Below are 20,734 nucleotides of genomic sequence, written 5' to 3'. Positions count from 1 at the left end.
ACGGGCGTGGACCTGCGGGGACCGGGACGTGCGGATCCGGGGGAGACGCGTCGAACATCTGTGCGAGTGTCGGTGGTCGGTCGTACCATTCTTCGGTGAGCAATCGCCTCGTCATCTCCGGTGCCCGCGAGCACAACCTCCGCGACGTCGACCTCGACCTCCCGCGCGACCAGCTCATCGTCTTCACCGGCCTGTCCGGCTCCGGGAAGTCGTCCCTCGCGTTCGACACGATCTTCGCCGAGGGGCAGCGGAGGTACGTCGAGTCCCTGTCGGCGTACGCCCGGCAGTTCCTCGGCCAGATGGACAAGCCCGACGTCGACTTCATCGAGGGCCTGTCCCCGGCGGTGTCGATCGACCAGAAGTCGACCAACCGCAACCCGCGGTCGACGGTGGGCACCATCACCGAGGTCTACGACTACCTGCGCCTGCTGTTCTCGCGCGCGGGGACGCAGCACTGCCCGGTGTGCGGGGAGCGCGTGACCGCGCAGACGCCCCAGCAGATCGTCGACCGCCTGCTCGAGCTGCCCGAGGGCACGCGCTACCAGGTGCTCGCACCGGTCGTGCGCGGTCGCAAGGGCGAGTACTCCGAGCTCTTCAAGGAGCTGCAGGCCAAGGGCTTCGCCCGCGCACGCGTCGACGGCGAGGTGCGCACGCTCACCGACCCGCCCGCGCTCGAGAAGAAGCTCAAGCACGACATCGAGGTGGTCGTGGACAGGCTCGTCGCGCGCGAGGGCGTGCAGCGGCGGCTCACCGACTCGGTGGAGACGGCGCTCGGCCTCGCGGGCGGGCTCGTCGTCGTCGAGCTCGTGGACGCCGAGGCCGACGACCCCGCCCGCGAACGCCGCTTCTCGGAGAAGCGCGCGTGCCCGAACGACCACGAGCTCGCGCTCGACGAGGTCGAGCCGCGCACGTTCTCCTTCAACGCTCCCTACGGCGCGTGCCCCGAGTGCACGGGCATCGGCTTCCGTCTCGAGGTCGACCCGGACCTCGTGATCCCCGACGAGGAGAAGTCGCTCGGTGAGGGCGCGGTCGCGCCGTGGGCCCAGGTCTCGTCCGAGTACTTCGAGCGCGTCCTCTCGGCGCTCGCCGACGACCTCGGCTTTTCCATGGACACCCCGTGGCGGGCCCTGCCGGAGCGTGCGAAGAAGGCGGTCCTGCACGGGCAGAACCACGAGGTGCACGTCCGGTACAAGAACCGCTGGGGCCGTGAGCGCCAGTACTCCACGGGCTTCGAGGGCGTCATCACGTTCCTCGAGCGTCGTCACTCCGAGACCGAGTCCGACTGGTCGAAGGAGAAGTACGAGGCGTACATGCGCGAGGTGCCGTGCCCCGTGTGCCGTGGCGCACGGCTCAAGCCCGAGGTGCTCGCCGTCAAGGTCGGCGGGAAGTCGATCTGGGACGTGTGCCGGCTCCCGCTGCGCGAGGCCGCACAGTTCCTCGGCGGGCTCGAGCTGGGTCAGCGGGAGCGCGCGATCGCCACGGAGGTGCTCAAGGAGATCGACGCCCGCCTCGGGTTCCTGCTCGACGTCGGCCTGGACTACCTCTCGCTCGAGCGCCCGGCCGCGACGCTGTCCGGCGGTGAGGCGCAGCGCATCCGGCTCGCGACGCAGATCGGCTCAGGTCTCGTCGGTGTCCTCTACGTGCTCGACGAGCCGAGCATCGGCCTGCACCAGCGCGACAACCGTCGCCTCATCGAGACGCTCACACGCCTGCGCGACCTCGGGAACACGCTCATCGTCGTCGAGCACGACGAGGACACGATCCGCACCGCGGACTGGATCGTCGACATCGGCCCGGGCGCGGGGGAGCACGGCGGTCGCGTCGTCCACTCGGGCGACTACGCCGGGCTGCTCGAGGCGCCGGAGTCCGTCACGGGCGCGTACCTGTCCGGCCGGCGGAGCATCCCGCTGCCCGCGGAGCGGCGCCCCACGGACCCCGGCCGTCAGGTCACGGTCGTCGGCGCGCGCGAGCACAACCTCACGGGCATCGACGTGAGCTTCCCGCTCGGGACCTTCACGGCCGTGACCGGAGTGTCCGGCTCGGGCAAGTCGACGCTCGTCAATTCGATCCTCTACACGGTGCTCGCCAACGAGCTCAACGGCGCCCGCCAGGTCGCCGGGCGGCACACGCGCGTCACCGGGCTCGACCACCTCGACAAGGTCGTGCACGTCGACCAGGGCCCGATCGGTCGTACGCCGCGGTCGAACCCCGCGACGTACACGGGCGTGTGGGACCACGTGCGCAAGCTCTTCGCGGAGACCACGGAGGCGAAGGTCCGGGGCTACACGCCCGGCCGGTTCTCGTTCAACGTCAAGGGCGGGCGCTGCGAGGCCTGCTCGGGCGACGGCACGCTGAAGATCGAGATGAACTTCCTCCCCGACGTCTACGTCCCGTGCGAGGTCTGCCACGGCGCGCGGTACAACCGCGAGACGCTCGAGGTCCACTTCAAGGGCAAGACGGTCGCGGACGTGCTGGACATGCCGATCGAGGAGGCTGCGGAGTTCTTCGCCGCGGTCCCGGCGATCTCGCGCCACCTCAAGACCCTGGTCGAGGTGGGGCTCGGGTACGTCCGGCTCGGGCAGCCCGCACCGACGCTGTCGGGCGGCGAGGCGCAGCGCGTCAAGCTCGCGAGCGAGCTGCAGAAGCGCTCGACGGGCCGCACGATCTACGTGCTCGACGAGCCGACGACGGGGCTGCACTTCGAGGACATCCGCAAGCTGCTGGGGGTCCTGCAGTCGCTCGTCGACAAGGGCAACTCGGTGCTCGTGATCGAGCACAACCTCGACGTCATCAAGAGCGCTGACTGGGTCGTCGACATGGGACCCGAGGGCGGCTCCGGGGGTGGGAAGGTCGTCGCGCAGGGCACGCCCGAGCAGGTCGCGCGGGTCGCCGCGAGCCACACCGGGCGGTTCCTCGCGGAGATCCTCGACGAGCACCCCGACGTGCCGGTCGGCGCCCCGGCGCAGCCGCAGGCCGATGCGCCGGCGACCGGTGCCACGGCGAAGGGCCGGTCGTCCCGGGCGCGCCGGGCGACCGACGAGTCGGGACCCGGACGCAGCGGCTCCCGCCGCAAGGCGTCCGCGGCCTGACGGCGCCGGTCCCTCTCGTCCCCGGTCGTCGCGACGACCGACGTCGTGGAGGCGCCAGGGCGCGGTCGCGTCGTGCCGACGACCGGCGCGGCTGGAGAGCGTCAGGCGGCGGCGCGCCGCGCCGGAGCCGGCTCGACGAGGACGCGGAAGTTCACCGAGCGCGCGATGAAGCAGTGGTCGTGCGCGCGGTGGTGCAGGACGGCGAGGGCCTCGTCGTCGGTGCCCGGGCCGTCGTCGACCACCACGCGCGGGTGCAGCGTCACGTCGGTGAACTGGCCCTCGCCGCCGGACTCGACGCGCATCGTGCCGGTGACGTCGTCGACGTACTCGCGCACGACGACGCCCGCCGCCGCGGCGAGGTGCAGGAACCAGAGCATGTGGCACTGGGAGATGCTGACGACGAACAGCTCCTCGGGGCTGTAGCGCGTCGGGTCTCCGCGGAACGCCGGGTCGGCGGACCCGGGCAGTGGCGGGCGTCCGTCGAGCAGCACGTCGTGGTCCCGGTCGTACGAGGTGTAGGAGCTCGTGCCCCTCGTGCCGGCGCCGGTCCAGCGGACCGTCGCGGAGTACCCGTGCTGTGCGCTCATGCCGGTCACCCTAACGGCCGGTGACCCGGCTCACATCGGCTCGTGACCGACCGAACCCCACCGGCGACCTCCTGTCGGTGCGCTGACCTAGGCTGGAGACCATGGCTGACCCCGCGACGTACCGCCCTGCGCCGGGGGAGATCCCGACCTCGCCCGGGGTCTACCGGTTCCGGGACGAGCACGGCCGCGTCATCTACGTCGGCAAGGCGAAGAACCTGCGGGCACGCCTGTCGAGCTACTTCCAGGACGTCGCGAACCTGCACCACCGCACCCAGACGATGGTGACCACGGCGGCGTCCGTCGAGTGGACCGTCGTCGGGACCGAGGTCGAGGCGCTCGCGCTCGAGTACACGTGGATCAAGGAGTTCGACCCGCGGTTCAACGTCAAGTACCGCGACGACAAGTCCTACCCGTACCTCGCGGTGACGATGGGCGAGGAGTTCCCGCGCGCGCAGGTCATGCGCGGCGCCAAGCGTCCCGGTACGCGGTACTTCGGTCCGTACGGCCACGCGTGGGCGATCCGCGAGACGCTCGACCTGTTGCTGCGCGTCTTCCCCGTGCGCACGTGCTCCGCGGGCGTCTTCAAGCGTGCGCACCAGACGGGCCGGCCGTGCCTGCTGGGCTACATCGACAAGTGCTCCGCCCCGTGCGTCGGGCGCATCACCCCCGAGGACCACAAGGCCCTCGCGGAGGACTTCTGCGACTTCATGGCGGGGGACACGCAGCGGTTCGTGAAGCGCCTCGAGCGCAAGATGCGCGAGGCCGCGGCTGCGATGGAGTACGAGGCCGCGGCGCGCCTGCGCGACGACCTGGGGGCGCTCCAGCGGGCCACGGAGAAGAACGCCGTCGTGCTCGGCGACGCGACGGACGCCGACGTGTTCGCGCTCGCGGGCGACGAGCTCGAGGCCGCGGTCCAGGTGTTCCACGTCCGCGGTGGTCGCATCCGTGGTCAGCGCGGCTGGATCGTCGAGAAGGTCGAGGACGTCACGGACGCCGAGCTCGTCGAGCACCTCCTGCAGCAGGTCTACGGCGCGGCGGAGGAGGCTGCGGCGGTCGACGCACGCACCGGGGCGGGTGCGCGCGGCGGTGCCCGCGACGTCGTGCCGCGCGAGGTGCTCGTCCCCGTCCTGCCGCCCGACACCGACCAGGTGACCACGTGGTTGACCGGCCTGCGCGGCGCCCGCGTCGACGTGCGCGTCCCGCAGCGCGGGGACAAGAAGGAGCTTGCCGCGACCGTCCGGACCAACGCCGAGCACGCGCTCGCGTTGCACCGCACGCGCCGCGCGGGCGACCTCACGACGCGCAGCCTTGCGCTGCGCGAGATCCAGGAGGCGCTCGACCTCGACACGGCACCCCTGCGGATCGAGTGCTACGACGTCTCGCACAACCAGGGCACCTACCAGGTCGCGTCCATGGTCGTCTTCGAGGACGGGCTCGCCCGCAAGAGCGAGTACCGCCACTTCACGATCCGCGGGCCGGAGGGCGACGGCGCACGCGACGACACCGCCGCGATGCACGAGGTCATCTCGCGCCGGTTCAAGCGGTACGTCGCGGACCGCTCCCACTCGGGAGAGGTCGAGATGGACCTCGAGGCCGACGAGGTCGGCGGTGGGGCCGACGCCGCGGACCGCGAGGCGGAGCGCGCGGCAGCCGTCGCCGGGTACGTGCCGCGCAGCGGCGAGGTCGATCCCGAGACCCCGACGGACCGTCGTGCGCGCTTCGCCTACCCCCCGAACCTCGTCGTGGTCGACGGCGGCCCGCCCCAGGTCGCGGCGGCCGCCCGCGCGCTCGCCGAGCTGGGAGTCGACGACGTCGCGCTGTGCGGCCTGGCGAAGCGCCTCGAGGAGGTCTGGCTCCCGGGCGAGGACTACCCGGTGATCCTGCAGCGCTCGTCAGAGGGCCTGTACCTGCTGCAGCGCGTCCGCGACGAGGCGCACCGGTTCGCGATCAGCCAGCACCGCAGGAAGCGCAGCAAGGGCATGACGGCCTCGGCGCTCGACGACGTCCCCGGCCTCGGGCCGGCGCGCAAGGCCGCGCTCCTCAAGCACTTCGGCTCGGTCAAGCGGCTGCGCGCGGCGAGCGCCGAGGAGATCGCGACGGTCCCGGGGATGGGAGCGCGCACCGCGCAGGCCGTCGTCGCCGCGCTCGCGGACGGCGGCACGACCTCCGCGCCGGGGGCGGCCACGGACACACCGGTCACGGACGCAGCCACCGTCCGGCCGTGACCGGCTGGCATGCTGGGACCATGAGACCGGAACCCTCCCCGACCACGGTCCCGAGCGGCATCCCGGCGATCGAGGCGGCCACGCACGCGCCCGAGCGCCGCGCGCCGGAGGTGCTCATCATCACCGGCATGTCCGGCGCGGGGCGCTCGCGCGCCGCCGCGGTCCTCGAGGACCTCGACTGGTACGTCGTCGACAACCTGCCGCCGCGCATGATCGTGCCGCTCGTCGACCTCATGACCCGTTCCGGGTCGACGCTCGAGCGCATCGGCGCCGTCGTGGACGTGCGCGGTCGAGAGTTCTTCACCGACCTGGTGGAGGTCCTCGACCACCTGCGCCAGAACGGCGTCTTCTACCGCATCCTGTTCCTCGACGCCTCGGACGAGGTCCTCGTCCGCCGGTACGAGCAGGTGCGCCGCCCGCACCCGCTGCAGGGGGAGGGCCGCATCCTCGACGGTCTCGGGGAGGAGCGACGCCTGCTCGCGAGCCTCGAGGAGCGCGCCGACGTCGTCATCGACACGTCCGAGCTCAACGTGCACGACCTCGCACGCGAGGTGCGGTCCGCCGTCGCCGACGGCACGCCCGACACCCTGCGGATCAACGTCGTGTCGTTCGGCTTCAAGTACGGCCTGCCCCTCGACGCGGACCACGTGGTCGACGTGCGCTTCCTCGCGAACCCGTACTGGATCACCGAGCTGCGCCACCTCACTGGCCGGGACCTCCCGGTGCGTGACTACGTCCTCGGTCGGCCGGGTGCGATCGAGTTCGTGGACCGTTACGTCAGCGCCCTCGAGCCGGTCCTCGCGGGCTACCTCGGCGAGGAGAAGCGGTACGTCACGATCGCCGTCGGGTGCACGGGCGGGAAGCACCGTTCCGTCGCGATCAGCGAGGCCATCGCCACGCGCCTGCGCGCACAGGGCCAGCGCGTGACCGTCACGGCACGCGACCTCGGGAAGGAGTGAGCCGGACGTGGTCACGAGGAGGTCCCCGGCGGTCGTCGCGCTCGGCGGCGGGCACGGGCTGTCCGCGAGCCTGTCGGCGCTGCGGCTCATGTCCGACCGGCTCACCGCCGTCGTCACCGTGGCCGACGACGGCGGGTCGTCCGGGCGGCTGCGGGCGGAGCTCGGCGTGCTGCCCCCCGGAGACCTGCGCATGGCGCTCGCGGCGCTGTGCGACGACTCCGAGTGGGGTCGCACGTGGAGCGCGCTCCTGCAGCACCGGTTCACGTCCGAGGGCGACCTCGACAACCACGCCGTGGGGAACCTGCTCATCGTCGCGCTGTGGGAGCTCCTCGACGACCCGGTCGCCGGGCTCGACTGGGTCGGACGCCTGCTCGGGGCCCGCGGTCGCGTGCTCCCCATGGCGGCGGTGCCGCTGGGGATCGAGGCGGACGTACGGACGGGGAACGGGCTCGAGACCGTCGTCGGTCAGAGCGAGGTCGCGGTGACCCACGGCCGCATCGAGCAGCTGCGGCTCGTGCCGCCCGACCCGCCGGCCTGCCCCGAGGCGGTCGCCGCCGTGCGGGACGCGGACTGGGTCGTCCTCGGTCCCGGGTCGTGGTTCTCCTCCGTCATGCCGCACCTGCTGGTCCCCGAGCTGGCCGCCGCGCTGCACGAGACGAGCGCGCGTCGCTGCGTGACGCTCAACCTGTCGAGCGAGACCGGCGAGACGTACGGTCTGTCGGCGACCGACCACCTCGAGGCGCTGCACAAGCACGCGCCCGGGCTCCTCATCGACGCCGTCGTCGCGGACCCGACCGCGGTCGAGGACACGGAGCAGCTCGCCGAGGCGGCCCAGCGGATGGGAGCACGTCTCCTGCTGCGCCAGGTGGCGCTCGGTGACGGCACCGCACGCCACGACGCCCTGCGTCTCGCGGCGGCTTACCGCGACGTCTTCGACGACTTCCTCGGCGACGTCGGGACGCGCACGCGCTGATCCGGTCCTCGGTCCGCAGGGCGCGCGACGGGGGCCGTGCCGGTGCTCGCGGCGGGGCACGGTGCCGCTCGGACCGACCGCCCGGCCCGTCGATCGATGGCAGGATGTCGCCATGGCGCTCACGGCACAGGTGAAGGACGAGCTGGCACGAGTGCGGGTGGACAAGACCTCCTGCCGCAAGGCGGAGGTCTCGGCGATGCTCCGCTTCTCCGGGGGCCTGCACCTCATCTCCGGTCGCATCGTCATCGAGGCCGAGCTGGACACCGCGATCGCCGCCCGGCGCCTGCGCGAGACCATCGCGGACGTCTACGGGCACACGAGCGAGCTGATCGTCGTCTCGGCGGGCGGCCTGCGCAAGAGCAGCCGCTACGTGGTGCGCGTCGTGCGGGACGGCGAGTCGCTCGCCCGCCAGACCGGGCTCCTGGACCAGCGCGGACGCCCCGTGCGCGGCCTCCCGCCGCAGGTCGTCTCGGGCGGGGTCGAGGAGTCCGAGGCGGCGTGGCGCGGGGCGTTCCTCGCGCACGGCTCGCTGACGGAGCCGGGACGTTCGTCCGCGCTCGAGGTGACCTGCCCCGGACCCGAGGCCGCGCTCGCGCTCGTGGGCGCGGCACGACGCCTCGGGATCTCCGCGAAGTCGCGCGAGGTTCGTGGCATCGACCGGGTGGTCATCCGCGACGGCGACGCGATCAGCGCGCTCCTCACGCGGCTCGGGGCGCACGACGCGGTCCTCGTCTGGGAGGAGCGGCGCACCCGGCGGGAGGTCCGCGGCACGGCGAACCGGCTCGCGAACTTCGACGACGCGAACCTGCGTCGCTCCGCACGGGCCGCCGTGGCGGCGGGCGCTCGTGTCGAGCGGGCCTTCGAGATCCTCGGTCCCGACCTTCCCGACCACCTGCGCGAGGCGGGCGAGCTGCGCCTGGCGCACAAGCAGGCGTCCCTCGAGGAGCTCGGACAGCTCGCCGACCCGCCGCTGACCAAGGACGCCGTCGCGGGCCGCATCCGCCGGCTGCTCTCGACCGCGGACAAGAGGGCGGCAGAGCTGGGGATCCCTGACACCGAGGCCGGACTGAGCCCCGAGCTGCTCGACCTGTGACGGAATCCCGCCTCGGTGCTGACGGGACCGGCCGGACGCGCGCGGGACCGGTCCCTGTTGCGCGCCCCGCGACACGTGGCACCGTGGACGGCACGCACCTTCGGGACCATGGTCCCGAAGCGTGGGATCCAGGTCACACGATGGAGAGGTGTTGGTATAGGCTCGGGTACGTCAGGTGACAACGACGTGCTCCTTCGCTGACACCCCTCGTGGGCGTGGGTGGTCCCGGCTGTCGCCGTGACGATCCCGCGAGCACGACGGGTGCTGAGCCGATGATCGGGCAGCGAGCACGGGCGTGATCACCACCTGCGTACGCCGTCGTACGTGATCGTTCGGCATCAACCGTGTGCGTCGGTACACCCGGCGCGCCCTGAGGAGGGCATTGTGACCATCCGCGTCGGTATCAACGGCTTCGGTCGTATCGGACGGAACTTCTACCGCGCCATCGTGGCGTCGGGGGCTGACATCGAGATCGTCGGTGTCAACGACCTCACCGACAACAAGACGCTCGCGCACCTGCTCAAGTACGACACGGTCCTCGGCCGTTTCCCCCTGAGCGTGGACTTCGACGACGAGAACATCATCGTCGACGGCAAGAAGATCCGTGCGCTCGCGGAGCGCGACCCCGCCAACCTCCCCTGGGGTGAGCTGGGCGCCGACATCGTCATCGAGTCGACCGGCTTCTTCACCGACGCGACGAAGGCCAAGGCGCACATCGACGGCGGCGCCAAGAAGGTCATCATCTCCGCCCCGGCGAAGAACGAGGACGCGACGTTCGTCGTCGGCGTGAACTCGGATCAGTACGACCCGGCCGCGCACCACATCATCTCGAACGCGTCGTGCACCACGAACTGCCTCGCCCCGCTCGCGAAGGCGCTCAACGACTCGATCGGCATCGAGCGTGGTCTCATGACCACGATCCACGCCTACACGGGTGACCAGAACCTGCAGGACGGCCCGCACCGCGACCTGCGTCGCGCCCGCGCCGCCGCGCAGAACATCGTCCCCACCTCGACGGGTGCCGCCAAGGCCGTCTCCCTCGTGCTCCCCGAGCTCAAGGGCAAGCTCGACGGCTTCGCGCTCCGCGTGCCGACGATCACCGGCTCGGCCACGGACCTCACCTTCACCGCCTCCAAGGAGGTCACGGTCGAGGAGGTCAACGCCGCGGTCAAGGCTGCCGCCGAGGGTCCCCTCAAGGGCGTCCTGTCCTACGTCGAGGACGAGATCGTCTCGAGCGACATCGTCACGGACCCGCACCAGAGCATCTTCGACTCGAAGCTCACCAAGGTGATCGGCGACCAGGTCAAGGTCGTCTCCTGGTACGACAACGAGTGGGGCTACTCGAACAGCCTCGTCGCGCTGACCCAGCTGGTCGGCGACAAGCTCTGACCCTGCCGCTCCCGTAGCGCCAGCCCTGAGCACCATGCGTCCGCGTGCGCGTCCCGGCCACGGCCGGTGACGCGCACGCGGACGTCCTCATGTGCGGGCCGCGCCGGCCGAGCCGCGCGCCGCACGACGGCGACCGAACCGTAGGAGACCGCATGAAGACCATCGACGACCTGGGCGACCTGCGCGGCAAGCGCGTGCTGGTCCGCTCCGACTTCAACGTCCCGCTCGACGGGACGACCATCACGGACGACGGCCGCATCCGTGCGGCGCTCCCGACGCTGAAGAGGCTCACCGACGCCGGCGCGAAGGTGGTCGTCACGGCGCACCTCGGCCGCCCCAAGGGCGAGCCGGACGCCAAGTACTCGCTCGCACCCGTCGCGGCCCGTCTCGGCGAGCTGCTCGGGGTGCCGGTGCACCTCGCGGAGGACGTCGTCGGCCCGTCGGCGCAGGAGACCGTCGCCGGTCTCGGCGAGGGCGAGGTCGCGCTGCTCGAGAACATCCGCTTCGACGCGCGCGAGACCTCCAAGGACGAGGCCGAGCGCCGGTCCCTCGCGAACGACCTCGCGGGCCTCGCCGACGCGTTCGTGTCCGACGGCTTCGGCGTCGTGCACCGCAAGCAGGCGTCGGTCTACGACGTCGCGCAGGTGCTGCCCGCCGCCGTCGGCCAGCTCGTGCTCAAGGAGGTCGACTCCCTCAAGCGCGCTACCGAGGACCCGCAGCGGCCGTACGCCGTCGTGCTCGGCGGCTCGAAGGTCTCCGACAAGCTCGGGGTCATCGCGAACCTGCTCACGAAGGCCGACCGGCTCCTCATCGGCGGCGGCATGGTGTTCACGTTCCTCGCGGCGCAGGGCCACCAGGTCGGCAAGTCGCTGCTCGAGGCGGACCAGATCGAGACGGTCAAGGGCTACCTCGCCGACGCCGAGAAGAACGGCGTCGAGATCGTCCTGCCGACCGACATCGTCGTGGCGGACGCGTTCGCGGCCGACTCGCCGCACGAGGTCGTCGCCGCCGACGCGATCCCCGCTGACAAGATCGGGCTCGACATCGGTCCCGCCTCGGGCGAGCTGTTCGCGAGCAAGATCGTCGACGCGAAGACGGTCGTGTGGAACGGCCCGATGGGCGTCTTCGAGTTCGACGCGTTCGCCGGCGGCACGCGTGCCGTCGCGCAGGCGCTCGTCGACGCGACCACCCAGGGAGCGTTCACGATCGTCGGCGGCGGCGACTCCGCCGCGGCCGTGCGCACGCTCGGGTTCGACGAGGCCGGCTTCAGCCACATCTCGACCGGTGGCGGCGCGAGCCTCGAGTTCCTCGAGGGCAAGGAGCTGCCGGGGATCTCGGTCCTCGAGGCCTGAACCCCGCCCTAGTACATCCCCGACGCGCGGCCCTGGGGGACCGGGGCCGCGCGTCACGACGAGAGAAGACGATCGTGGCGAACCGCACCCCGCTCATGGCGGGCAACTGGAAGATGAACCTGGACCACCACCAGGCGACGCACACCGTGCAGAAGCTGGCGTGGACCCTCAAGGACGCCAAGCACGACTACGCGGCCGTCGAGGTCGCCGTGCTCCCGCCCTTCACGGACCTGCGCTCCGTGCAGACACTGGTCGACGCCGACAAGCTCGAGCTGAAGTACGGCGCCCAGGACGTCTCGGCGCACGCCGAGGGCGCGTACACCGGCGAGATCTCCGCGTCGATGCTCTCGAAGCTCGGTGTCTCCTACGTCGTGATCGGGCACTCCGAGCGCCGCCAGTACCACGGCGAGTCGGACGCGCTCGTGAACGAGAAGATCGTCGCGGCCGTCGGCCAGGGCCTCGCGCCGATCCTCTGCGTGGGCGAGGGCCTCGAGGTCCGCAAGGCGGGCGAGCAGATCGCCTACACGCTCGCGCAGGTCGAGGGTGCGCTGGCGGGTCTCCCGGCGGCGCAGATCGCCGACCTCGTCATCGCCTACGAGCCCGTCTGGGCCATCGGCACCGGCGAGGTCGCGACGCCCGAGGACGCGCAGGAGGTCTGCGGCGCGATCCGTGGTGCCCTCGGCGACCTCTACGACGGTGACGTCGCCGCCGCGACGCGCGTCCTCTACGGCGGGTCCGTGAAGTCGTCGAACGTCGCGGCGATCATGGCGCAGCCCGACGTCGACGGCGCGCTCGTCGGCGGCGCGAGCCTCGACCCCGAGGAGTTCGCGAAGATCGCCCGCTACCAGGCGCACGCGACCGCGTGACCCGTGCCCGCGGTCCCCGGTCGCTCGTGCGACCGGGGACCGCGGTGCCCCGCCTCGCGTCCGCGTCCGCCTCGCGCGGACGGGCCGCGGTGGCCAGCACGCGAGACGCCTCGGCGGAGGTTGGCCGTGGTGGCCTTGCGTCGCCTACTCTTGTCCCCTGTGCGGCAGGCCACGGCCTGCGCACGACAACCGTGCGGTCGCCCTCGACCTCGTCGAGCCGGCCCTGAGCCTCAAGGACGTACTCGTGGACGTGCTGCGCATCATCCTCCAGATCCTGCTGGTTCTCACCAGCGGCTTCCTCACCCTGCTCGTGCTCATGCACAAGGGAAAGGGCGGCGGCCTCTCCGACATGTTCGGCGGCGGGATCTCGAGCTCCGTGGGCAGCTCCGGCGTCGCCGAGCGCAACCTCAACCGCATCACGGTGACCTTCGCGCTCGTCTGGGCCGTCGTCATCGTCCTGCTGGGTCTGATCCAGAAGGTGAGCTGACCACGCCGCCCTGGACGGGGCGGCGTCGGGCGGGGCGAGGTGCTCCGCCTGCAACGACCGGGTGCCGACGGTGGCACGCATGACGGGGGAGTAGACGTGGCAGGTGGTAGCGCGATCCGCGGGTCGCGGGTGGGGGCCGGACCGCTCGGCGAGTCCGAGCGCGGCGACATGGCTCCCCGGTTCGGGGTCTCGTACTGGTGCGCCAACGGCCACGAGACCCGGCCCAGCTTCTCGTCGGAGGCCGACATCCAGGCGCCCGAGACCTGGGACTGCCCGCGGTGCGGCTTCCCCGCCGGCCAGGACCCCGAGAATCCGCCGGTCCCGGTGCGCAACGAGCCCTACAAGACGCACCTCGCGTACGTGAAGGAGCGGCGCTCCGACGAGGACGGCGTCGCGATCCTCGACGAGGCCCTGGCCGCGCTGCGCGCCCGCCGCGGACGCTGAGAACACCTGCAGGCTCCGCGTCACGCGTCACCGGGTCGCGGGACGCAGGCGTCCCCCGAGGAGACCCGAACGGGACGGCCCGCCCCTCCACGCCGAGCGTGGGGAGGCGGGCCGTCGTCGTGGGGTGCGTGGCCGGGAGGTGCGTCGTCCCACGCCGCGCACACGGACGGACCGGGTCTAGCCCTTCGCGCTGACCTCGGCCGCGTCGCCGGTCCCGGCTGCCGCGACGTCGACGAGCCAGAGCGTGCGCTCGGTCCCCGCGACGGCGGCAGCGGGGGTGTCGTGCCGGTCTGCGCCGCCGAGCGCCGACGCCACTGCCGGCGCCTTCTCCGCGCCCGCCGCGACGACCCACACCTGGCGCGCGGCCGTGAGGGCCTCGAACGTCAGGGTCACGCGCTCCGGCGGAGGCTTCGGCGACCCGTGCACACCCGCCGTCGGCACCCCTGACACGTCCAGGCCGGGGTGGCCGGGGAACAACGAGGCGACGTGACCGTCCGGTCCCATCCCGAGGAGCAGGACGTCGAACTCCGGGACGGCCGAGCCGCCGACGGCGTGCGCGGCGAGCTCTTCCGCGTACCGCGCCGCGGAGTCCTCCAGCGTCGCGACGACGTCGGCCGCCGGCATCGGGTGCACGTTCTCCGCGGGGAGGTGCGGGAGGTGGGCGAGGAGCGCGTCCCGGGCCTGCGTCTCGTTGCGGTCCGGGTCTCCGGACGCGAGGAAGCGCTCGTCCCCCCACCACAGGTGCACGCCGGACCAGTCGACGGCGTCGCGCGCCGGGTGGCGCGCGAGGGCCGCGAGGCTCGCGATCCCGACCGTCCCGCCCGTCAGGACGACGTGCACGGGGCGGCGCGTCGACTGCACGTCGAGGAGACGCGTCACGAGGCGCGAGGCGACGGCCTCGGCGAGGACGGTGCCGTCCGGGTGCACGACGACGAGGCGTGCGTGCGAGGCGTGGGCAGTCCCGTGGGTCACGGTGCCGTCGCCGCTCACGCGCCCACCTTGGTGAGCCCCTTGGTCAGCACCTCGCCGTAGATCTCGTCGGGGTCGAGGCGTCGCAGCTCCTCGATGAGGGCCTCGCTGAGCGTGCGGATCGGCAGGGCGACCCGGCGGTCCGGCTTGCCGGGCTGGCTGATCGTGACGGTGCGGCCGTCGGGCCGGTCGAGGACGACGGGACCGCTCTTGCGCTCGAGCGTCACGCGCGTGATCGCCTCGGCGCCCCGGCGTCGCACGACCTCCGCGGGGCAGCGCAGGCGCTGACCGAGCCACGCGGCGAGCAGGTCGAGCGACGTGTGCTTCGCCTGCCCCTCGACGGTCACGCTCGTCACGGGGTCGTACGGCGGCTGGTCGAGCGCGGCGGCGATGAGCCCGCGCCACAGCGTGACGCGCGCCCAGGCCAGGTCCGAGTCGCCGGGGCCGTAGGTGGTCGCGAGCGCCGCGAGCGTGGCCGCGGGGTCCTTCGCCGTGATCGAGTCGGTGATGCGGCGCTGCGCCATCGCGCCGACGGGGTCGTCGTCGGGCGAGGCCGGCGGCTCGCCGGGCCACCACACGACGATCGGTGCGTCGGGCAGGAGCAGCGGCATGACGAGGGTGTCGGCGTGCTCGTGCAGCGGACCGGAGGTGCGCAGCACGACGACCTCCGACGCGCCGGCGTCCCCGCCGACGCGGATCTGGGCGTCGAGACGCGCGCTGCTGCCGCGCGTCGCGGGAGCCACGACCACGACCCGGCAGGGGTGCTCACGGCTCGCGTCGTTCGCGGCCTCGATCGACGTCTCCACGTCGGACTCGCGCGCGATGACGACGAGGGTCAGGACACGACCGAGGGCGATCGCGCCGCCCTCGTCCCGGAGGCGCACGAGGCGCTTGTTCACCGCGTTCGTCGTGGTGTCGGGCAGGTCGATGATCATCGCGGGGTCCTCCCCGGTCGCGTGCTGGCGGTGCGCGCCGGGTGACGCGCGGGTCGGTGCCGTCCGGCGGCGCGGTCGGCGCGGTCGGCGGGGTGGCGCGAGCGGCTGCGGGGGCTCACGGGCGCCGCCACGAGCGGCCGTCGCGTGCGAGCATCTCGTCGGCGGACGCGGGGCCCCAGGTGCCGGAGCGGTACTGCTCGGGCCTGCCCTTCGCGGCCCAGTGCGCGGTGATCGGGTCGAGGATCTTCCACGACAGCTCGACCTCCTCGCGCGTGGGGAACAGCGGCGGGTCGCCGAGCAGGACGTCGAGGATCAGGCGTTCGTAGGCCTCGGGGGAGGACTCCGTGAAGGCGTGGCCGTAGCCGAAGTCCATCGTGACGTCGCGGACCTCCATCGCCGTCCCGGGGACCTTGGCGCCGAAGCGCATCGTCACGCCCTCGTCGGGCTGCACGCGGATGACGAGGGCGTTGTTGCCGAGGTCGGACGCCTGCGACGTCTCGAACGGCAGGTGCGGCGCCTTCTTGAACACGACCGCGACCTCGGTCACGCGGCGCCCGAGGCGCTTGCCGGTGCGCAGGTAGAACGGCACGCCGGCCCAGCGGCGGTTGTCGATGTCGACGCGGACCGCGGCGTAGGTCTCGGTCTTGGAGTCGGGGGAGATGCCGTCCTCGTCGAGGAAGCCGATGACCTCCTCGCCGCCCTGCAGACCGGCGGCGTACTGGCCCCGCGCGGTGTGCCGCGACAGCTCGCGCGGCAGCCGGACGGACGACAGCGCCTTGATCTTCTCGGCACGCAGCGAGGGGGCGTCGAACGAGACGGGCTCCTCCATGGCGACGAGCGCGAGGAGCTGCAGCAGGTGGTTCTGGATGACGTCCCGCGCGGCGCCGATGCCGTCGTAGTAGCCCGCGCGACCGCCGATGCCGATGTCCTCGGCCATGGTGATCTGCACGTGGTCGACGTAGTGCGCGTTCCAGATCGGCTCGAACATCTGGTTCGCGAAACGCAGGGCGAGGAGGTTCTGGACCGTCTCCTTGCCGAGGTAGTGGTCGATGCGGAAGACGGAGTCCGGCGGGAAGACCTCGGAGACGACCGCGTCGAGCTCGCGCGCGCTCTCCAGGTCGTGCCCGAACGGCTTCTCGATGACCACCCGGCGCCAGGCGTCGCCCTCGGAGCGCGAGAGACCGGACTCGGCGAGCTGGCGGCAGACGACCGGGAACGCGCCCGGGGGGACCGAGAGGTAGAAGGCGTGGTTGCCGCCCGTGCCGCGCTCCGCGTCGAGCGTCTCGACGGTCTCGCGCAGGCGCTCGAACGCGTCGTCGTCGTCGAACGAGCCCTGCACGAAGCGGATGCCCTCCGCGAGCTGGCGCCACGTCGCCTCGCGGAACGGGGTGCGCGCGTGCTCCTTGACCGCGTCGTGGACGACCTGGGCGAAGTCCTGGTCCTCCCAGTCGCGGCGCGCGAAACCGGTGAGGGCGAAGCCCGGGGGGAGGAGGCCGCGGTTCGCGAGGTCGTACACCGCGGGCATGAGCTTCTTGCGCGCGAGGTCACCCGTCACGCCGAAGATGACGAGCCCGCACGGGCCCGCGATGCGAGGCAGTCGCAGGTCGAGGGGGTCGCGCAGGGGGTTGTGCTCTGCCGTGATCTTGGCCGGTCTCACCTGGTGGCACCGTTCCGTTCGAAGGAGAGGAGAGGTCTGAGGCGTGCCGCGATCCTAGGAGGGGACGCGGCACGCCCGTGGGGCTGCTCGCGGACCGGGACGGGCGTCAGCCCTGGCCGGCGGCCTTGCGCAGGTTCTCGGCGGTGGTCTCGAGGAGCTCGGTCCAGCTGTCCTCGAACTTGCGCACGCCCTCGGCCTCGAGGCGGGCGGTCACCTCGGTGAGCGAGACGCCGAACGACTCGACCGTCTCGACCGTGCGCCGGGCCGCGGCGGCCGTGCCCGTCACCGTGTCGCCGGTCACGACGCCGTGGTCCGCGAACGCCTGGAGGGTGCCCTCGGGCATGGTGTTCACGACGCCGTCGGTCACGAGCTCGTCGACGTACATCGTGTCGCGGTACTCCGGGTTCTTGACGCCGGTGGACGCCCAGAGCGGGCGCTGCGGGCGGGCGCCGGCCGCGGCGAGCGAGCGCCAGCGGTCCGTGCCGCTGAACTCCTCGTAGGCCTCGAACGCGAGGCGTGCGTTGGCGACCGCGGCCTGGCCGCGCAGGTCCAGCGCCTCCGGGCTGCCGACCTTCTCCAGGGCGGCGTCCACCGCCGTGTCCACGCGCGAGACGAAGAAGGACGCGACCGAGCCGATCGGACCGAGGTCGATTCCTGCCGCGCGCGCCTGCTCCAGGCCCGTCGCGAACGCGTCCATGACAGCGCGGTAGCGCTCGAGCGAGAAGATCAGCGTGACGTTGACGCTGATGCCCTGGGCGAGGGTCTGCGTGATCGCCTCGAGGCCCGGGAGGGTCGCCGGGATCTTGATGAAGACGTTGGGCCGGTCGATCGTGCGCCACAGGCGCTCGGCGACCTCCACCGTGGCCGCGGCGTCCTCGTTCGCGAGCCGCGGGTCGACCTCGATCGAGACGCGACCGTCGACGCCGTCGGTGGCGTCGTACAGCGGGCGCAGGAGGTCTGCGGCCGCGCGCACGTCGTCGGTCGTGATGCGCTCGACGGCGGCCTCCACGGCCGCGGCGTCGGTGCCGGCCGGCGCGAGCTCGGCGAGCTGCGCGTCGTAGGCGTCGCCCTTCGACAGGGCGGCGGCGAAGATCGTGGGGTTCGTCGTCACGCCGACGACGCCGCGCGTGGCGACGAGGTCAGCGAGGTTGCCCGAGCGCAGGCGCTCGCGGGAGAGGTCGTCGAGCCAGATCGACACCCCCGCCTGCGTGAGCTGCTCGATCGGTCCGGGGACGGTGGTCTGCGTCATCAGGGGTCCTCTCGTGGTACCTCGACGGGGCCTCGTCGACCCCGGCGGTCCGTCCCGGCGCGGTGCCACGGGCGCGTGACCCGTGGCGCAGGTCCGAGGTGGGGCGCCGGGACCGGGGCCCCACCTCGGAATCTACGGTCGGTCAGGCGAGGTCGCCAGTGCCGCCCTCGACGGGCTTCGCGGGCCCGCCGGGTGCGTCGCCACCGCGCGCCGCGCCGATCGACTCGCGCGCGGCGGCCGCGACGGCCTCGGCCGTGATGCCGAACTCGCGGTAGATGACCTTGTAGTCGGCCGACGCACCGTAGTGCTCGATGCTCACGATGCGGCCGGCGTCGCCGACCAGCTCGCGCCAGCCCTGCGCCACGCCCGCCTCGACGGAGACGCGAGCCCGGACCGAGGCCGGCAGGACCGACTCGCGGTACGCGTCGTCCTGCAGGTCGAACCACTCGCGGCTCGGCAGCGAGACCACGCGTGCCTGCACGCCCTCGGCCGCGAGCTGCTCGCGCGCCTCGACGGCGAGCTGCACCTCGGAGCCCGTTCCGAGCAGGATGACGTCGGGCGTGCCCTCGGCGTCGACGAGCACGTAGCCGCCGCGCGCGGTGCCCGAGGCGTCCGCGAAGCCGTCCGTGCCGCGCGGGAACGTCGGGACGTTCTGGCGCGTGAGGATCAGACCGGCGGGGCGCTCGGTCGTCTCGAGGATCGTGCGCCAGGCCCACGCGACCTCGTTGGCGTCGGCCGGACGCACGACGTCGAGACCGGGGATGGCGCGCAGCGCCGCGAGGTGCTCGATCGGCTGGTGCGTCGGTCCGTCCTCGCCGAGGCCGATGGAGTCGTGCGTCCACACGAACGTCGACGGGATCTGCATGAGCGCGGCGAGACGGACGGCCGGGCGCATGTAGTCGGAGAACGTGAGGAACGTGCCGCCGTAGGCGCGCGTGCCGCCGTGCAGGACGATGCCGTTGAGGATCGAGCCCATCGCGTGCTCGCGGATGCCGAAGTGCAGCGTGCGGCCGTACTCGTGGCCCGGGAACTTCTTCGTCGCGTGCTCGACGGGCACGAACGACGGCTCGCCGTCCATGGTCGTGTTGTTCGAGCCCGCGAGGTCGGCCGAGCCGCCCCACAGCTCCGGCAGCACGTCCTTGAGCGCGGTGAGCACCTTGCCCGACGCCGCGCGGGTCGCGATGTCCTTGCCGGGCTCGAACGCGGGGAGCGAGTCCTCCCAGCCGTCCGGCAGGGTGCGCGTCGTGAGGCGCTCGAGCAGCTCGACGCCCGACGGGCTGGCCGTCTTCCAGGCCTCGAAGGCGGTGTCCCACGCTGCACGCTGGTCGCCCTGGCGCTCGGCGACGGACCGGGTGTGGGCGAGCACGTCGTCGTCGATCGCGAACGTCGCCTCGGGGTCGAGGCCGAGCTCGACCTTGAGGCCGCGGACCTCGTCGGCGCCCATCGCGGAGCCGTGGATGCCGCCGGTGTTCTGCTTGGTGGGCGAGGGCCAGCCGATGATCGTGCGCAGCGCGATGATCGAGGGCTTGCCGGTCTCCGCCCTCGCGGACTCGAGGGCCGCGGAGAGTGCGTCGACGTCCTCGGCGTAGCCCGTGCCGCCGTTCGTGAAGTCCACGCGCTGGGTGTGCCAGCCGTAGGCCTCGTAGCGCGCGAGCACGTCCTCGGTGAAGGCGATGTCGGTGTCGTCCTCGATCGAGATCTTGTTGTCGTCCCAGATCACCACGAGGTTGCCGAGCTGCTGGTGGCCCGCGAGCGAGGACGCCTCGGACGTCACGCCCTCCTGCAGGTCGCCGTCGGAGGCGATGACGTACACGTGGTGGTCGAAGGGCGACTCGCCCGGCGCCGCGTTCGGGTCGAGCAGGCCGCGCTCGCGGCGGGACGCGAAGGCCATGCCGACGGCGGACGCGAGACCCTGGCCGAGCGGCCCGGTCGTGATCTCGACGCCGTTGGTGTGCTTGTACTCGGGGTGGCCCGGGGTCTTCGACCCCCACGTGCGCAGCGCGGCGATGTCCTCCATCTCCAGGCCGTAGCCGGCGAGGAACAGCTGCAGGTACAGCGTGAGCGACGAGTGGCCCGCCGACAGCACGAAGCGGTCGCGGCCGACCCAGTGGGAGTCCGCCGGGTCGTGGCGCATGACCTTCTGGAACAGCAGGTAGGCCGCGGGTGCCAGCGAGATCGCCGTGCCCGGGTGGCCGTTCCCGACCTTCTCCACGGCGTCGGCGGCGAGCGCCTTGATCGCCTTGACGGCCCGGTCGTCCAGGTCCGTCCAGTCCAGGGGCGTGTGAGCAGGGGACAACGCGTTCACCGAACCTCATTCCCGTCCGGAGCGCGCGCCCCGGATCCTCGCGACATCTCGAAGCAGCCGTCGCCCTGCTCCGCCGGTCCGCCCCGACCTCGGTCGGGGCCGCGGCAGGGACGGCGCGACCGGCTCGTCAGACTGTCGACGGCACGGTGCAGCGC

General features: G+C 72.5%; 16 protein-coding genes. 10 read left to right on the top strand and 6 right to left on the bottom strand.

Going from position 1 to position 20,734, the window contains the following annotated elements:
- Positions 1-95 precede the first annotated feature (95 nt).
- Positions 96-3,089, top strand: coding sequence for an excinuclease ABC subunit UvrA (gene uvrA / locus NFS20_RS07700; RefSeq protein WP_251151138.1), 2,994 nt, complete (start codon positions 96-98; stop codon positions 3,087-3,089).
- A 101-nt stretch (positions 3,090-3,190) separates the two neighbouring features.
- On the opposite strand, the gene NFS20_RS07695 is transcribed toward uvrA, so the two are convergent.
- Entirely contained in the window at positions 3,191-3,676 is a 486-nt protein-coding gene (locus tag NFS20_RS07695; RefSeq protein ID WP_251151137.1) for an OsmC family protein, read from the bottom strand.
- A gap of 101 nt (positions 3,677-3,777) precedes the next feature.
- Between NFS20_RS07695 and uvrC the strand changes: the two genes are divergently transcribed.
- From uvrC to NFS20_RS07650, 9 genes are all read left to right on the top strand, one after another.
- On the top strand, positions 3,778-5,901 hold the full coding sequence (gene uvrC, locus NFS20_RS07690; protein WP_251151136.1) for an excinuclease ABC subunit UvrC: 2,124 nt from the start codon (positions 3,778-3,780) through the stop codon (positions 5,899-5,901).
- 20 nt (positions 5,902-5,921) lie between these two features.
- The gene (rapZ, locus tag NFS20_RS07685; RefSeq protein ID WP_251151135.1) at positions 5,922-6,860 is read left to right on the top strand and encodes an RNase adapter RapZ; all 939 of its coding nucleotides are present in this window, start codon (positions 5,922-5,924) and stop codon (positions 6,858-6,860) included.
- A 7-nt stretch (positions 6,861-6,867) separates the two neighbouring features.
- Positions 6,868-7,833: a gluconeogenesis factor YvcK family protein gene (locus NFS20_RS07680; RefSeq protein ID WP_251151134.1), complete on the top strand. Its 966-nt coding sequence runs from the start codon at positions 6,868-6,870 to the stop codon at positions 7,831-7,833.
- A gap of 112 nt (positions 7,834-7,945) precedes the next feature.
- Positions 7,946-8,926, top strand: a complete 981-nt coding sequence (gene whiA / locus NFS20_RS07675) for a DNA-binding protein WhiA (RefSeq protein WP_251151133.1) — start codon at positions 7,946-7,948, stop codon at positions 8,924-8,926.
- Between the two features lie 384 nt (positions 8,927-9,310).
- Complete coding sequence (gene gap, locus NFS20_RS07670) at positions 9,311-10,315, top strand: type I glyceraldehyde-3-phosphate dehydrogenase (protein ID WP_251151132.1); 1,005 nt, start codon at positions 9,311-9,313, stop codon at positions 10,313-10,315.
- A gap of 152 nt (positions 10,316-10,467) precedes the next feature.
- Positions 10,468-11,667 carry a phosphoglycerate kinase gene (locus NFS20_RS07665; protein WP_251151131.1) on the top strand — a complete coding sequence of 400 codons (1,200 nt, stop codon included), beginning with the start codon at positions 10,468-10,470 and terminating at the stop codon, positions 11,665-11,667.
- Positions 11,668-11,741: 74 nt separating this feature from the next.
- A complete protein-coding gene (gene tpiA, locus NFS20_RS07660) occupies positions 11,742-12,533 on the top strand; it encodes a triose-phosphate isomerase (protein WP_251151130.1) in 792 nt (263 codons plus the stop codon).
- A 244-nt stretch (positions 12,534-12,777) separates the two neighbouring features.
- Positions 12,778-13,020 (top strand): preprotein translocase subunit SecG, encoded by a 243-nt coding sequence (gene secG / locus NFS20_RS07655; protein ID WP_251151129.1) that lies wholly within the window; start codon positions 12,778-12,780, stop codon positions 13,018-13,020.
- Between the two features lie 96 nt (positions 13,021-13,116).
- Complete coding sequence (locus NFS20_RS07650; protein WP_251151128.1) at positions 13,117-13,464, top strand: RNA polymerase-binding protein RbpA; 348 nt, start codon at positions 13,117-13,119, stop codon at positions 13,462-13,464.
- Between the two features lie 177 nt (positions 13,465-13,641).
- On the opposite strand, the gene pgl is transcribed toward NFS20_RS07650, so the two are convergent.
- The 5 genes from pgl to tkt form a co-directional block, all read right to left on the bottom strand.
- Complete coding sequence (pgl, locus tag NFS20_RS07645) at positions 13,642-14,454, bottom strand: 6-phosphogluconolactonase (protein ID WP_251151127.1); 813 nt, start codon at positions 14,452-14,454, stop codon at positions 13,642-13,644.
- Entirely contained in the window at positions 14,451-15,368 is a 918-nt protein-coding gene (gene opcA, locus NFS20_RS07640; protein WP_251151126.1) for a glucose-6-phosphate dehydrogenase assembly protein OpcA, read from the bottom strand. Before opcA ends, pgl begins: the two co-directional genes overlap by 4 nt.
- A gap of 115 nt (positions 15,369-15,483) precedes the next feature.
- A complete protein-coding gene (gene zwf / locus NFS20_RS07635) occupies positions 15,484-17,025 on the bottom strand; it encodes a glucose-6-phosphate dehydrogenase (RefSeq protein WP_251151125.1) in 1,542 nt (513 codons plus the stop codon).
- 106 nt (positions 17,026-17,131) lie between these two features.
- Positions 17,132-18,274 (bottom strand): transaldolase, encoded by a 1,143-nt coding sequence (gene tal / locus NFS20_RS07630; protein WP_251151124.1) that lies wholly within the window; start codon positions 18,272-18,274, stop codon positions 17,132-17,134.
- Positions 18,275-18,416: 142 nt separating this feature from the next.
- Complete coding sequence (tkt, locus tag NFS20_RS07625) at positions 18,417-20,579, bottom strand: transketolase (protein WP_251151123.1); 2,163 nt, start codon at positions 20,577-20,579, stop codon at positions 18,417-18,419.
- Between the last annotated feature and the right edge of the window lie 155 nt (positions 20,580-20,734).

The sequence above is a fragment of the Cellulosimicrobium sp. Marseille-Q4280 genome (genome assembly GCF_943181405.1).
Lineage (GTDB): Bacteria > Actinomycetota > Actinomycetes > Actinomycetales > Cellulomonadaceae > Cellulosimicrobium.
This window is presented reverse-complemented; position numbering and strand designations above follow the sequence as displayed.